Source organism: Microcoleus sp. S13_C5 (assembly GCF_036700845.1).
Lineage (GTDB): Bacteria > Cyanobacteriota > Cyanobacteriia > Cyanobacteriales > Microcoleaceae > Microcoleus.
Window position 1 is genome coordinate 1 of record NZ_JAUBPR010000025.1, and the last position, 13,926, is coordinate 13,926.

A 13,926-nucleotide genomic window follows, 5' to 3' on the forward strand; every position below is an offset into this window, starting at 1 on the left:
ATCTCTTGTTTCATCTGTCGAAAGAATTCTTAAAGAATTTGGAGATAATTATGTAATTAATTTTGCTTAACTACTTATGACACAGATATCTTGTGTGGTGAGTGCGACGGTAATTTGATAGGTCCCTGGGACAACTACGGTCAAACACTTTTGCTAAGCTCTCCATCTCCAGAAAATTATATTGTTGACGATGCTGGTAAACCTGCTGCTTACAAGATTGAGACATTTGACTACAAGCAACTCAAACTCTTTTTTATGTCAATATTGTGGCGAGCAGCAATTACAAGTGATTCTTTTTTTGCTCAAGTTCAGCTTGGATCTTGGGAAGATAAGCTAAAGAAAATGATTTTAGCGCAAGATCCAGGTAGCGAAAACGATTTTTCAGTAGTCTTATTCAAATATGAGGGAGATGGGAGCGAAATTATGCAAAATCCGACTAAGCAAAAACAAGACGGAGTTAACTACTATCGCTTCAGATTTCCAAAATATGGATTTTTAATAAAAGTAGATCAGAGAAACTTTCCCCCTAATTTGGCTCCTTATATACTTAGCCCTAATCAGCCTTTGTTAATAGGTGTTATGGAATATATGGATTCTAAAGAATCTGAGAGAATTTGGGCAATTAGGGATAAAATTTCTGACTAAGCGGGGACGCTGCCTAACAACCTTGGTGCAACGGACTGTCAAAAGCCACTTGCTTAGTTGCAAAGATTATCGGCAGCCGCTGACCAAGAAAGTTATACCTAAACCGGATCGATCCGTTGAGGTTGTCTATTTTTAGCCCTTATTAAGCAAGCAAAGATGGTCGGCTTCGTTAATAATAGTTAAGCGTTAGGGGCATAACAAATCATTGGAGCGGACAAAATTATGATATTTTTAGGTTGAGCTAGGGCGATCGTTGGCGGCCCAATTTAGCCCTTATACCTAAACCCGATCAGTCCGTTAAGATTGTCTGTTTCTATCCGAGACTAGGCAAGCAAAAAGGGTCGGCTTCGTTGGTAAGTACCGAAAGTGGATCGGCGCTCGCACTAGCATAAATAATTGTTAAGCGATCGCCGTATAACACGTCATTGGAGCAGACAAAACAGAGATAACTTCAGTTAAGCTAAATAGGACTTACAATCGGGGCCCAGAAACCGGGTTTGATGGACGAAAATACTTCGTTAGAGCATCGCAGATTGGGTGAAAAACCCGGTTTCGAGGAGTCGGAGTGCGATCCGGAACTGTTAAGCAAACTTAATCTTCAAATAATCATCCTCCATCTTCGCCCCCGAAGGTTGCAGCGCCGCTAAAGCCTGGGGCAACACCAAATTACGGCGGTGATTCCCAATCCGAACATTCAACTCATCTCCCGTTTTGCTCAACTGGATCTGATCCTTAGCAATTCCGGGCAAATACAGTTCAAGACTATATTGATTGTTTTCCTGCACGATCTTAATCGTATTTTCTTTGTAATAAACTTGACTTGGGTCTTCGTCTTTGTAAAGCGTTTCTTTCAACCGTTCCAAAGCTGCCAAACCGCACATTTCTTCAGAATAAAGTGGCACCTCCTTAACTGGCAGCGGCATGAAATCAGAGTGAATTTCCTGACGGTACTGTTCCTGGCTTTCTTTCCACCGTTTAAAAAATGGGTCAGTTACTTCTGCGGGAATAATCCGGTTAGCTACTACTAAATCTGTGGCTACATTGTACAAACTCAAATAGGCATGAGCGCGCAGAGACTCTTTAATTACCATTTTTTCGGGATTGGTAACTAACCTTACCGAAGTGACAGTATTGTCAGTTAAAACCTTTTCCAAAGCTTCGATTTGTTCGTAAAATTCGTAAGGTGCATCCATCACCTCTTTGTCTGGTAAAGAAAAACCCGCAATTGGTCTAAAAATAGGTTCAACTAAAGGTCTAAGGGCGGCTGATATGCCTTGCAGCGGCTTGTAAAATTTTCTCATGTACCAGCCGCCAACTTCCGGCAAACTGAGCAGTCTCAATGCTGTGCCAGTCGGAGCAGAATCGATAATTAAAACATCAAATTCGCCTTCGTCGTAATGCCGCTTCATTCGCACCAAACCGAAGATTTCATCCATTCCGGGCAAGATGGCTAATTCTTCAGCTTGCACCCCTTCGAGCCCCTGCGCTCGCAAGACTTGAGTAATGTAGCGCTTAACGGCTCCCCAATTGCCTTCTAATTCCCTGAGAGCGTCTAATTCTGCTCCCCACAAATTCGGTTTCACCAGCCGCGAATCGTGTCCGAGTTCCATGTCAAAGCTGTCGGCTAAGGAGTGAGCGGGATCTGTGCTCAGCACTAGGGTTTTGTATCCCAATTCGGCACACCGCAGCCCAGTCGCAGCGGCTACGGAGGTTTTGCCGACGCCGCCTTTTCCAGTCATTAATATTAAGCGCATTGATTGTTTAGCTCGCCTGAAAGTAGTTTACTCCTATATTGTAACGTTATGTAACAGACATTAATTTAGTGGGCGCTTAATTTTGGCCACAAGCAGCCGCCGGACAAAGCACATTTTCGGTCATTCACGAATTTACTGCCATCTCAAGATAAGTTAAAATTATTTATCTCCGATATCAATTGCAACAAATAAAAATCCATCAGCGTTCATCTGTGTTTATCTGCTAACATCTGCGGTGAAAAAAGGGCGATCGCTCTTAAAGCACTATTTTTTATTCCTAAAAAACTAATAAAAATTCTCAAACATTAGTTTTCAGAGGAAATACAAGCTGTTTGAGAACATCCAACCGCGAACAGTCCCAATAATCGATGTGAGAAACGATTAAACTGTCGCTGTTGACTTTCAGTTCGCTCCTACCGGCGATCGCCATTTTCGGTTTCCAAGGTAACGGTGCAGTCCAGCTCAGAGTCCAGCGAGTTTCTATAATATCTCCCGACTGCGAAATCCCGTGCAAATCGAGATTTACATCCTGAAAAAAAGTACCCATAAACCCGATCATTTTGCGGTAGCGATCGACTCCTGTAAATCGATTCACCGGATCTTCAAAATAAACATCTTTTGCATAGATGCTGTAAGTCTGATTATCGGGAAATCTTTGATAATCGTCTTTGAGAATTTCCAGAATGTCCATTTCGAGCGAGCGTTATTCTTCTATTATTAGAATATAATTTTAACACGAGAGATCTAAAATCCGCAATTTTCGTCCAAATTGTGATAGTATATCGGGTTATTTCCTGCCTTGCCAACTTTCAACTTAACATCACAACTATGATCGACCTCTACACTTTTACCACACCGAACGGCCGCAAAGTCTCGATCATGCTCGAAGAAATAGCTTTACCCTACAACGTGCACGTCATCGACATCACAAAAAACGACCAATTTAGCCCAGAATTCATCGCCATCAACCCCAACAGCAAAATTCCGGCGATAGTCGATCGAGATAACGGCATCACCGTCTTCGAGTCTGGCGCTATTCTGATGTATCTTGCCGAAAAAAGCGGCAGATTTCTGCCCACAGACAAACAAAAATACTTTCAAGTTATAGAGTGGCTGATGTTTCAAATGGCCAGCGTCGGCCCGATGCTTGGTCAGCTAAACCACTTCAAACGCTTTGCACCCGAACAAATTCCCTATGCGATTGGGCGCTACCAAAAAGAAACCTTACGCCTCTACGGAGTATTAGACACTCAACTAGCAAAATATGAATACATCTGCGGCGACTATTCGATCGCCGACATTGCTACCTATCCCTGGGTTGCGATTTACGAATTTCAAGGATTAACCCTCGACCACCACCCCCACCTCAAACGTTGGGTAGAAACCTTGCAGAAGCGTCCCGCAGTTGAGCAAGGCATGGCTGTTCCATCGTTATAAACCCTCCATCTAAATTGTATTTTCGGGAGGGCGGGACACCCCACAAGCAAGTTGACTTTTGTGGAACGGGCTTCTAGCCCGTTCTTAATAAACAGGGGGCTAGAAGCCCACCCCACAAAGCAAGTTTACTGGTTGTGGAACGGGCTTCTAGCCCGTTCAAAAAAAGCCCTCAAACTCAATCCGCGAAATGCTTAATAATCGCCTCAGCAAACTCCGAACACTTCAACTCAGGCACCGGCGGCTCCATCAACCTCGCCAAATCGTAGGTAACTTCACCGTTAGAAATTGCCGCTCCCAAACCCTTCTTAATCAAGTCGGCTGCTTCCTGCCATCCCATGTATTCTAACATCATCACCCCGGATAAAATCAGGGAACCGGGATTGACTTTATCCAAACCAGCGTGTTTCGGTGCAGTGCCGTGAGTCGCCTCAAAAACTGCACATTCATCACCAATATTAGCGCCGGGGCCCATACCCAATCCACCCACAATGGCGGCGGCCGCATCGGATAAATAATCCCCGTTTAGATTCATTGTCGCCAAAATCGAATACTCTGCAGGTCGGGTTTGAATTTGTTGAAAAATACTGTCAGCAATTCGGTCGTTGACCATGATTTTTTCTTTCCACTGGCCACTGCCGTGACTCTCCCAAATTGCAAACAGAACGTCGGCTACTTCTTGACGAATTTTGGCTTGTTTTTCTGGGGTCAAAGCATCATATCCAGGGTCTATTTGGCGAGCATTATCTTCTAAGCTAATGTCGGGATTTTTTTCTTTGTTGCCCAGAATCCAAGACTCTCTTTCAGTTACGCACTGTTGGCGAAATTCGGTGGTTGCTAATTCATAACCCCAATCTCTGAAAGCTCCTTCAGTATATTTCATGATGTTGCCTTTGTGTACCAAAGTCACTTGCTGCTTATCTTTCGGCAACCGCAAAGCGTGGGTAATGGCGCGCCGTACTAAACGCTGAGAACCTGTTTTGCTAATGGGTTTAATTCCGATTCCAGAATCGAGGCGAATTTGTTTTTTGCCATGTTCTGGTGTTGCGGGAATTAACTCATTATTGAGGAATTCAATCAATTTTTTGCCGATTTCGCTGCCTTTGGCCCATTCAATTCCGAGGTAAATATCTTCTGTATTTTCCCGGTAAATAATTACATCTAGGAGTTCAGGAGTTTTGTGTAGCGATGGTGTTCCAGCATAATATTTGCAGGGCCGCACGCAGGCGTAAAGGTCAAAGATTTGTCGCAAAGCTACGTTTAGCGATCGAATGCCGCCCCCGATTGGGGTTGTCAGTGGCCCTTTGATGGCGACTCCGTATTCTTTGATGGCGTCTAAGGAATCCTGGGGCAGATATTGGTAAGTACCGTAGACATCGCAGGCTTCGTCGCCTACATAGATTTTAAACCAGTTGATTTTTCGATCGCCACCGTAAGCCTTTTCTACCGCAGCATCCATGACTTTCTGGGATGCAGGCCACAAGTCAACGCCCGTACCGTCGCCGCGAATGAAGGGAATAATTGGGTCATTGGGGACGATCGGCAAACCGTCTTTGAAAGTAATTTTAGAACCAGTTGTCGGGGCTACAATTTTTTCGTACATATCTTAACAGCGCGGATAGCAATGTTCCCTAATTTTGCCACGATTATCTGCCTAAACCTCAACTAATCCTAAATATTTGTATAAATTTAAGTTTAATTTTTGGGCTATCGGCTGCCCGTCACTGTGACTTTTTGGCGATCGCAAATTTAAACGTAAATTTTAAAAAGTAGCAAAGATAGCAGAAGTTTCTATCAAATCTCCCTCTCTATCTTTCAGCGCTACGGTTGAGAAGATGCTGAAAACAAGTCACTGGATTTTAGATTTTAGATTTTTAGATTTACTCCACAGATGAATCTGGGAGGTTGAACCTTAGTCTAAAATTTTGGGCGGATCACGACTCCTGTCGGAAAGTTGTATGCGCTTTTGGGCGGTTTAAAATGATGATTGTAGCCGCCGATGAACGCAAATAAACGCAGATTATTTTCACAAAAGTTGCATTTATTTGCGATATTTTTCCTTCTGCATATTCTTTTTGACCACCCATAATATAAACCAAATGACAATACTCACCACAACTATTTTGGAAACCGGGTCCAGATATTCCTCTACAAGTGTATAATTTTCCCCTAGTTTATATCCTGCAAAAGTCAGGAAACTTACCCATAAAAGAGTGCCGCCTGTTGAGTAGAGTAAAAAAGGAATTAAAGACATATTGTTGATGCCAGCGGGCAGGGAAATCAGGGTGCGAACTCCCGGTACGAGGCGACACAAAAACACGGCTTTGTTGCCGTGTCTATTAAACCATCTATTCGCTTTGTCAATATCTGCGCCCGATACAGTGATCCACTTGCCGTATTTGTCGGCTAAATTCCTCAAGCGTTCTTCGCTCAATAATTTACCGGCATAGTACCAGGGAAGCGCCCCCAGAACTGTACCGATTACTCCTGCTGCGATCGCCGGTGAAAACTCCATTCCGCCCTTGAATACCGTGAATCCTGCCAGTGGCATAATCAATTCTGAGGGTATGGGCGGGAAAAGATTTTCTAAAAACATCAACAGGCCTATTCCGAAATAGCCCATCGACTCCATTGTGTTAGTTATCCATTCAACCATTTTGGTTTAAATATTGGTAATAGGTACTTTGTATTTTGCTCGTTTTTGCTCGTTCCCCGGCTGTGCCTGGGAACGCATATCTAGAGGCTCTGCCTCGACTCTTCATGAGGGAGGCAGAGCCTCCTTGTATTCATTCCCCGGCACAGCCGGGGAACGATAAACGATGATTAAGTGCCCGAAGTCCAAGAGTTTGTGTACTCAATTTGTTCGGCAGTCAAGGTATCAATATGAATACCCATTGCTTCCAATTTGAGACGGGCAATTTCTTTGTCAACTTCTACGGGTATTGAGTGAATACCAGGCTCTAGTTTTCCTTTGTTCGTAACCAGATATTCGCAGGCTAAAGCTTGGTTAGCAAAGCTCATATCCATCACGGCGCTGGGGTGTCCTTCGGCTGCTGCCAAGTTGATCAAACGACCTTCGCCCAACACAATAATCGACTTGCCATTATTGAGGTGATATTCTTGAGTGAAAGACCGGACTGTTTTCACGTCGGTGCTTTTTGCGCCGAGGGATTTGAGGTCAATTTCAATGTCGAAGTGACCGGAATTGCAAACAATTGCCCCGTCTTTCATTGTCTCAAAATGTTCGGCACGAATGACGTGCTTGTTGCCGGTAACGGTAATGAATATATCTCCGACTGTTGCTGCTTCGTCCATCGGCATGACGCGGAAACCGTCCATCACTGCTTCGATCGCCCGAATCGGATCGATTTCGGTGACAATTACGTTAGCACCCATGCCCCGGGCCCGCAGTGCCGTGCCTTTGCCGCACCAACCGTAACCTGCAACCACAATATTTTTACCCGCTAACAAAATATTGGTAGCGCGGATAATGCCGTCTAGGGTAGATTGACCGGTACCGTAGCGGTTGTCAAAGAAGTGCTTGGTGTCGGCGTCGTTGACGTTCATTGCGGGGAAAGTCAGCACACCGTCTTTCAACATGGCCCGCAGGCGCACGATGCCCGTAGTAGTTTCTTCGGTAGTTCCGAGCAAGTCGGAAATTTGGTTCGGGCGGTGCTGGATTAGTGCCGCTACCACGTCGCTGCCGTCGTCGATGATAATATTGGGGCGGTGGTCTAGGGCTGTGTAGACGTGACGTTCGTAGGTAGCCGCGTCTTCTCCTTTGAGGGCGAAGACGGAAATGCCGTAGTCTTCAACTAAGCAAGCTGCTACGTCATCTTGAGTGCTCAAGGGGTTGCTGGCGATCAGTACGGCGTCGCCACCGCCGAGTTTGATGGCGATCGCCAAATGAGCGGTTTCTGTGGTTACGTGGCAGCAAGCAGCCAAGCGAATGCCAGCGAAAGGCTTTTCTTTAGCGAAGCGTTCTTGAATTTGTCGCAAAACCGGCATTTCCCGGCCGGCCCACTCAATGCGTTGCTTTCCCAAGGGGGCGAGGGACAAGTCTTTGACTTCGTGTTTAATCTTGACGGATGTAGCAACCATGTATGTTATTTCTGAGGAATCATCAAACTTTGTTAGTTCTAGCAGATTAACCCCTCGGCGGGCAAGTGCTGTGATTTTACTTGATCGGGCTGGGCGAGGTTAATCTTAAATTTTGATTGTGTTCGATCGACCAATTTGCGATCTGCACAGGGGAGTCACCCGCACCGCGAGAGTCAAAAATTCCTGTCGGGCGATCGCGATCTCAATCTTTTTTGTTAGCCTGGCGTTCTTGAATTATATGAATAATAGAAGGCACAAAAGAAAGTACAATTATTCCACAAACAATCGGCAGTAAATATTTGTCAACTTGATCTGGAGGAATCATTTTTCCCAAATAATAACCCAGCAGAGTTATCCCCACTGTCCACACAAACCCGCCGACGAGGTTATAAAACATAAAAGTTTTGTATTTCATTGCCGCCACTCCCGCCACTATCGGCGCAAAAGTGCGGACAATTGGCATAAATCTCGCCAGTACAACTGCTTTTTGACCGTGTTTTTCGTAGAAGTTTTCGGTTTTTTCTAAATATTCTTTCTTAAACAGCCACGAATCTTCCTTCTGAAATAAGCGACGGCCCCAACGGTGTCCCATTGCATAGCCAACATTATCACCAGCCACCGCGCAGACAAAAGCCCCAAAAATTAGCGTCCCAGTATTCAGAGAGTCGGGCGCAGCAGCGACAATTCCAGCAGTAAACAGCAAGCTGTCTCCTGGCAGAAAAAAACCGAACAGCAATCCGGATTCTGCGAACACAATAGCCCAAATCCCCAAATAGCCAAAGGTTTTAATCAGTTGCTGCAAATCAAGATTCATCTTTCTGTTTTTCCGAGGAATGAGCTAAGCAGTAGATAAATGACATATATGATATCATTGTCTGTTGAATATAGCATAAACGAGGGTCTGGAAAAATCAGAAATTAGCCAGCGATCGATTATTGGTCTAAAATTTTTGAGTTCAAATTTAACAATGGGTGTGATAATTCAACACATCCAAACTAGCTTGTTAAACCTGTTGGGTCAAGCGATCGAGGTAATGCCGTCAATAGCAGCGGCTGTGGTAGTTCTGGCGCTGACGAACACCGCAGCGAAGTTTGTTCGCCGAACAATCTCGGCAGCTACTCAACAGACTGTCAAAAGTTTGTCCTTGTGATCGCTATTGGTGCAGATAGCCTTTGCCCTCACTTGGGTTGCTGGCAGTTCGAACGCCTGCGTGATTGCGTTCTCGGCTTTGCGTCCGGGAAATATCATCAGTTTGTTAGGACTGGATTCAGTAGCTATTAGTTTCGCGTCCCAAGACATCTTCAAATAGTTTTTAGCGGAAATATTTTGCTGTTGCACGAAGCGTTGCAATTGGGCGATCGGATAATTGTAGAAGGCTTTGAAGCTACTGTTGAAAAGATTTTGCTGCGTTCAACTCAAACTATTAGCGATCGGGGAGAGCGAGTTATCGTGCCGAAGGCGATCGTATTTACCAATTCAGTGCGGGTACTAACAACCATTCCACACAGGCGAACCAACCTGTGTTTAATTTTAGCCTACTAGACCGGCCTTCCTGAGCAATTGAAACCTTGGTTAAAGCTATTTCCGAAGTCGAAGGTGTTTTGTCCCAAACAAATCGAGAAGTTGATAGTTCAGGCATTAAACAATGTTCTTTACATCTTATTCTCCGCTATTGGACGCTTCAGGAACAAGCACAGTGCGACGGACAAAAACCGTGGTTGTGGTGGCGATTAAAGGAGACTGTTGGCTAATTCGCCGAGGGCGTTACCCCTCACATCTGGAATGCAGCATTTGGGTTCGCTATTGCTACTTAATAGCTATATGGTTAATTAAATATTTAGTCCACAGCCACTATTTTTAGGCGTGGGGCGTGAAACCACTTTTAAATTCGCCAACAGTCTCTTAAAGTAGCGTGCGCCCCGGCAGACATTAAAATTCTTCAAGCGGTAGCGGTGACTTTGTACGATCGAACACTTTACCGTGAGTGAGTTTTGAATTTTGAGTTGGGAGAGGGAGAGAGTGGGAGAGGGCGAGAGTGGGATAGTCGGAGAGTGGGAAAAATCCTGTTTCTCCTGTCGGACTTCTTCACTTTTGACTTGTGCCCTCCACATCCATCCGTTAAATCCCTTAAATCCCGTATACGGCTGCGTGGCCGAACTTCCCTGTGACTGCTCCCTTCTGACTTTTCAAATCAAGCAAAAGGCGAGCCTATTTCTCATTAGCGCGCCTCCAAATTGAATTTTATTTTGTTGTCAAACGTAATTGAGGAGATGGTTCCGGTTGAAACAAATCATGAAGTAGTCTTGCTAGCACGGCGGCGGCGCGCTGCAACCAAGCCACCCAAGCCGAGAGCCAAACCAGTCATTGTCATCGGTTCGGGAACTGCTTCTGCGCTCACTGTGAAGTCTTGGAAGTCTTTGTCGTTTCCGCCACCGCGATCGTCGAAGGAGAGTAGTGTGCCTCCATTAAACAGAGAACCTGTTCCGTTGGTGAATTGTCCGGCAGCTTGGAAGACGTTCGTGGTTTCTTTGTCGAGTTCGTCCCACAGTTGCGATTGCGCGCCAAACACCGCTTGCTGGCTGCCACTGTTCAAGCTTGAGGTCGAGTAGACACTGCCACCCCAGCCACTGTCGAGCCCCAAAGTGTAAACTTGATTTGCCAGGAAGGTGAATACTTGCGAGCCAGAACCCAAGACTGTATTGCCCAGAGTTCCTTTCCATTCGTTTTCCCACTGGTTGTCTGAAGATTTAGTTTCCGAAAACAGGGTGCTAACTAGAGAGACCGCCGAATCCTTCACACTGTAGACTCCCAAAGAGGATTGGTACATTCCGTGAGATTCTTTGAAGTTAAATTTGACACTTGTATCTTGGCTGAATGTGATGCCGTTGGTACCAAAGGAGAAGGCTTGAGCAGGAGCTCCGGCGCCAAACAGAGCTGTGGCGGCGGCGGTAGCTGTTAGGGCGGATAAGAGTTTGGTATTCATAACCTGTTCCTTTTGTGCGAGGGTCTTAATAATTTCATTATGCGATACTTTCTTTGTGTTTGGTTCACTTTAGGTGAATTTTGACATATTCTTTATCAAGCCTTTACATAACCTTCACAAATGCTGTCGATCGCATCTGCCGGCGGGCGATCGATCCCTAATAATACCCACTAAATAATTATAAAAATTGTGGCTTGAAACCTTGCAGTCGCGGGCATGGGAGCGCGGATCAGCCCAAGTGATTTGGATCGGGCTTATGCTAATTTTTTATTAGATTCTCAAGTCTAAATCCTCAACAGCAAACACTTAAGTATAAATACGGTAATATTCCTGGGTAGTGACAGTTACAGAAGTTTTCTATTAACCCGAAACTGGGAATATTTGTTTTTTGGGGCTTGTGTAGGGGAGTTAAAGTAGTTGATATCTCTGGTAAATTACGTACAAAATGCGATCGTTGGGTCTACGTATTTTGGTTGAATTAAATAGATCCGGTGGCATGAGATATCCCAAAGATGGGATCGAGGAGATGCAATTTCCACAGACTGAAGCGGTAAAAGAGGTGATTACCCCTCAACAAAGATTTTATAGAGAAGCTCTGGCCCCGTCCTTGCTCCCGCATCTACCGCATCAAAACAGACCGCTGTAGCGTTCCTCTGCCCAAGGTTCGCCCCGCTGGTGATAGCCGTTGCGTTCCCAAAAACCGAGTTCTTCGGTTTCTGTAAACTCCAGGCCGTTAATCCATTTAGCGCTTTTCCAAGCGTACAAGTGGGGAACTACGAGTCGCAGTGGGCCACCGTGGTCTGCGGATAGAGGTTCGCCGAAGAGGGTGTGGGCGAAAAAGTTTTCTTCTCGGAGGAAGTCGGCGATCGCAATATTAGTAGTGTAGCCGCCGTAGCAGTGTTCCAGGACGTGCAGAGCTTTCGGATCGACTTCTATATAGTTCATAAAATCTGTGACTTTGACTCCCGTCCACTGCACGTCGAGTTTTGACCACCGGGTGACGCAGTGAAAATCCGCAGTAAAGTTACTTTGGGGCATGGCCTGAAAGTCCGACCAAGTGAAGGTTTGTGGTTTTGCTAATCCCCAGACTTTAAATTGCCAACTCTCAATACTGACGGAGGGTGTATCGCCGTAGGTCAGGACAGGAAAGCCGTTGGCAAGGTATTGACCCGGCGGGACGCGATCGCTGTTTTCTAATTCTGGCTTGCGAAAAAATTTGCCCAGCATTGATTCACGCTCTACAGTAACTGACTGCCGTCCTGAGTATAACTTGCAGAGATGGGCGCATCGCAATTCATCTCAAGGTAGAAAGCAAAAGCACTTCTTTAGAAAGAAAAATCCCTAAATTCTGCCTGATGCCCACCTAATTCTGCCTTTAGAGATAGCCGCAGCTAAAAATTACCCACTATTATGATTCCAGCGTAAGTAGGTAGGCGCTGTAAAACGCAATTATGTAAACGATCGTAAAGTATCGAAATGCCCTAAGCGTGGCTAAGTTTGCCCTGTTTACATACTGTTACATAGAGCAGTGTAATTCCGCCTACATACTTATTAAGTATGTAATCTTACATTTTATCGCAATTCATCGTGCATTCCCCAATTTTTGATGTATTGTTACAATATGCTCAGATGCCATATGTAAAAAAAATTGATGGGGTAAAATCATGATCACAAGTTGCTTGATTCCGTTGACGGTGTGCTTGATTGCTGGGTGGGTGACTGCCGAGACTGACAATAGAACGCTAGACGGAATTCCGGCTCCCATAGCTGCAATTATTGGAATGTGTTCGTTAATTTGGTTGGTGGCGGTGTGTCCTTGGCCTGTTGAACTCGCTCTAGTCTTGGCGGTGGTGGTCTTCGGCAAAGCTTATTTGCAAGATATCTTGAAAATCGGCTGAATTTTCAGCGCTAGCGCTCCTATGATTTGCGGGAGCGCCAGGATCGATTGATGATACTTTGTTGAAATTTTTCGCGAGTTGTCTGGCTAAGCTCTCAGAGGGAGTCGCAAAGGCGGAACCAACCCTAAAATTGGTGAAATTCAATTTAGATATTTCGGTTAAAAATTAGAACATTAAGATAGACAGAAAAACCCGGTTGATCTTAGATCAACCGGGTTTGTGAGGGTCTGAAATTTTGACACATCCCGCACCACTTGCTGAGGACTTCAACACTCGGAAGCCAAGAAACTGGGTTTCTGAGTCCAGGACTGTTGCTGTATGTGCGTAAAATGTCGAGCTGTTAAATTGGCAAGCGATTAATATCTTTATTAGAACCAATTACTACCATCACCTCGCCTTTTCTCAAGCGTTCGCTTGGCTGCGGATTGATCTCGAACTTGTCGGCACGACCGACTGCTAGCAAATTCAAACCATACCTGCGCCGGAGTTCCAAATCGGAGATAGTTTTGCCATCAAACTTTTCAGGAACGAGCAACTCAACGATGCTGTGAGCTGGGTCGAGGTCAAAGCGTTCTAAAATGCTGGGTTTTGTAAGAAGGCGGGCTAAAGAGCAGCCCATTTCTCGTTCGGGAAAAACTACATGATCTGCGCCGACTTTTTTCAACAGTTTTAAGTGAGTTTCCGAAGAAGCTTTGGCTATTACGTGAGTTACCCCGCCTTCCTTAAGATTTAGGGTGGTGGTAATGCTTTCTGCTAGGTAATTGCCGATCGCAACAATCACTGTTTCAAATTCAAATATACCAGCTTCCCCAAGAGCGCTAGGCTCAGTAGAATCTAACTGCAAAACATGAGCTGCAATACGATCGTTCAAAGCTTGAGTTACTTTTTTTTCATCGGTGTCAATTCCCAGGACTTCGTAACCCAAACCGTGCAGAGTAGAACACACAGCTTTGCCGAAGCGTCCCAAACCAATAACTGCAAACTGCTTGTTGTCGGCGCGCAAAGTGCGAAAAAAATTTAAAGATGACAGGTTCACTGAATATCCAGCGCTGAGCGTCTTGCTGTTTAAATATTAGCAGAGACAGCGCCGCCTCCTTTTGATTTTTGGGTA

Annotated in this window: 15 protein-coding genes; 6 read left to right on the plus strand and 9 right to left on the minus strand. The window is 45.2% G+C overall.

The features are described from left to right. Nucleotides 1-150: 150 nt before the first annotated feature. Nucleotides 151-645 (plus strand): hypothetical protein, encoded by a 495-nt coding sequence (locus QUA04_RS09680; RefSeq protein ID WP_333256063.1) that lies wholly within the window; start codon nt 151-153, stop codon nt 643-645. Between the two features lie 581 nt (nt 646-1,226). Here QUA04_RS09680 and QUA04_RS09685 read toward each other — a convergent pair. Further along, entirely contained in the window at nt 1,227-2,399 is a 1,173-nt protein-coding gene (locus QUA04_RS09685; RefSeq protein WP_172188640.1) for a TRC40/GET3/ArsA family transport-energizing ATPase, read from the minus strand. A 298-nt stretch (nt 2,400-2,697) separates the two neighbouring features. Beyond that, the gene (locus QUA04_RS09690; protein ID WP_333256064.1) at nt 2,698-3,090 is read right to left on the minus strand and encodes a DUF2358 domain-containing protein; all 393 of its coding nucleotides are present in this window, start codon (nt 3,088-3,090) and stop codon (nt 2,698-2,700) included. Nucleotides 3,091-3,227: 137 nt separating this feature from the next. On the opposite strand from QUA04_RS09690, the gene QUA04_RS09695 reads away from it, so the two are divergent. Then, complete coding sequence (locus tag QUA04_RS09695) at nt 3,228-3,836, plus strand: glutathione S-transferase N-terminal domain-containing protein (RefSeq protein WP_333256066.1); 609 nt, start codon at nt 3,228-3,230, stop codon at nt 3,834-3,836. Between the two features lie 175 nt (nt 3,837-4,011). Here QUA04_RS09695 and QUA04_RS09700 read toward each other — a convergent pair whose 3' ends face one another. From QUA04_RS09700 to QUA04_RS09715, 4 genes are all read right to left on the minus strand, one after another. Then, nucleotides 4,012-5,436, minus strand: a complete 1,425-nt coding sequence (locus QUA04_RS09700) for an NADP-dependent isocitrate dehydrogenase (protein WP_333256068.1) — start codon at nt 5,434-5,436, stop codon at nt 4,012-4,014. Between the two features lie 438 nt (nt 5,437-5,874). Continuing rightward, nucleotides 5,875-6,489 (minus strand): DedA family protein, encoded by a 615-nt coding sequence (locus tag QUA04_RS09705; RefSeq protein ID WP_333256070.1) that lies wholly within the window; start codon nt 6,487-6,489, stop codon nt 5,875-5,877. Between the two features lie 167 nt (nt 6,490-6,656). Continuing rightward, a complete protein-coding gene (ahcY, locus tag QUA04_RS09710) occupies nt 6,657-7,934 on the minus strand; it encodes an adenosylhomocysteinase (protein WP_333256073.1) in 1,278 nt (425 codons plus the stop codon). A 202-nt stretch (nt 7,935-8,136) separates the two neighbouring features. Beyond that, complete coding sequence (locus QUA04_RS09715; RefSeq protein ID WP_333256075.1) at nt 8,137-8,748, minus strand: VTT domain-containing protein; 612 nt, start codon at nt 8,746-8,748, stop codon at nt 8,137-8,139. A gap of 48 nt (nt 8,749-8,796) precedes the next feature. On the opposite strand from QUA04_RS09715, the gene QUA04_RS09720 reads away from it, so the two are divergent. From QUA04_RS09720 to QUA04_RS09730, 3 genes are all read left to right on the plus strand, one after another. Then, entirely contained in the window at nt 8,797-9,084 is a 288-nt protein-coding gene (locus QUA04_RS09720) for a mechanosensitive ion channel family protein (protein ID WP_333256077.1), read from the plus strand. Between the two features lie 155 nt (nt 9,085-9,239). Continuing rightward, nucleotides 9,240-9,476: a mechanosensitive ion channel domain-containing protein gene (locus tag QUA04_RS09725; RefSeq protein ID WP_333256139.1), complete on the plus strand. Its 237-nt coding sequence runs from the start codon at nt 9,240-9,242 to the stop codon at nt 9,474-9,476. A 26-nt stretch (nt 9,477-9,502) separates the two neighbouring features. Then, complete coding sequence (locus tag QUA04_RS09730) at nt 9,503-9,685, plus strand: hypothetical protein (RefSeq protein WP_333256079.1); 183 nt, start codon at nt 9,503-9,505, stop codon at nt 9,683-9,685. Nucleotides 9,686-10,224: 539 nt separating this feature from the next. Here the strand turns inward: QUA04_RS09730 and QUA04_RS09735 are convergent. Both QUA04_RS09735 and QUA04_RS09740 read right to left on the minus strand, forming a co-directional pair. Continuing rightward, nucleotides 10,225-10,917 (minus strand): PEP-CTERM sorting domain-containing protein, encoded by a 693-nt coding sequence (locus QUA04_RS09735; RefSeq protein ID WP_333256081.1) that lies wholly within the window; start codon nt 10,915-10,917, stop codon nt 10,225-10,227. A gap of 627 nt (nt 10,918-11,544) precedes the next feature. Beyond that, nucleotides 11,545-12,144, minus strand: coding sequence for a sulfite oxidase-like oxidoreductase (locus QUA04_RS09740; RefSeq protein WP_333256082.1), 600 nt, complete (start codon nt 12,142-12,144; stop codon nt 11,545-11,547). A gap of 437 nt (nt 12,145-12,581) precedes the next feature. Between QUA04_RS09740 and QUA04_RS09745 the strand changes: the two genes are divergently transcribed. Beyond that, the gene (locus QUA04_RS09745; protein WP_333256083.1) at nt 12,582-12,815 is read left to right on the plus strand and encodes a hypothetical protein; all 234 of its coding nucleotides are present in this window, start codon (nt 12,582-12,584) and stop codon (nt 12,813-12,815) included. 340 nt (nt 12,816-13,155) lie between these two features. Here the strand turns inward: QUA04_RS09745 and QUA04_RS09750 are convergent, their stop codons facing one another. Next, nucleotides 13,156-13,851 (minus strand): TrkA family potassium uptake protein, encoded by a 696-nt coding sequence (locus QUA04_RS09750; protein ID WP_333256086.1) that lies wholly within the window; start codon nt 13,849-13,851, stop codon nt 13,156-13,158. Between the last annotated feature and the right edge of the window lie 75 nt (nt 13,852-13,926).

What these genes read in the sequence shown, in the direction of transcription:
- QUA04_RS09685 (WP_172188640.1), bottom strand. Translation starts at nt 2,399, where the DNA reads ATGCGCTTAATATTAATGACTGGAAAAGGCGGCGTCGGCAAAACCTCC.
- QUA04_RS09690 (WP_333256064.1), bottom strand. Translation starts at nt 3,090, where the DNA reads ATGGACATTCTGGAAATTCTCAAAGACGATTATCAAAGATTTCCCGAT.
- QUA04_RS09695 (WP_333256066.1), top strand. Translation starts at nt 3,228, where the DNA reads ATGATCGACCTCTACACTTTTACCACACCGAACGGCCGCAAAGTCTCG.
- QUA04_RS09700 (WP_333256068.1), bottom strand. Translation starts at nt 5,436, where the DNA reads ATGTACGAAAAAATTGTAGCCCCGACAACTGGTTCTAAAATTACTTTC.
- QUA04_RS09705 (WP_333256070.1), bottom strand. Translation starts at nt 6,489, where the DNA reads ATGGTTGAATGGATAACTAACACAATGGAGTCGATGGGCTATTTCGGA.
- ahcY (WP_333256073.1), bottom strand. Translation starts at nt 7,934, where the DNA reads ATGGTTGCTACATCCGTCAAGATTAAACACGAAGTCAAAGACTTGTCC.
- QUA04_RS09715 (WP_333256075.1), bottom strand. Translation starts at nt 8,748, where the DNA reads ATGAATCTTGATTTGCAGCAACTGATTAAAACCTTTGGCTATTTGGGG.
- QUA04_RS09720 (WP_333256077.1), top strand. Translation starts at nt 8,797, where the DNA reads ATGATATCATTGTCTGTTGAATATAGCATAAACGAGGGTCTGGAAAAA.
- QUA04_RS09735 (WP_333256081.1), bottom strand. Translation starts at nt 10,917, where the DNA reads ATGAATACCAAACTCTTATCCGCCCTAACAGCTACCGCCGCCGCCACA.
- QUA04_RS09740 (WP_333256082.1), bottom strand. Translation starts at nt 12,144, where the DNA reads ATGCTGGGCAAATTTTTTCGCAAGCCAGAATTAGAAAACAGCGATCGC.
- QUA04_RS09745 (WP_333256083.1), top strand. Translation starts at nt 12,582, where the DNA reads ATGATCACAAGTTGCTTGATTCCGTTGACGGTGTGCTTGATTGCTGGG.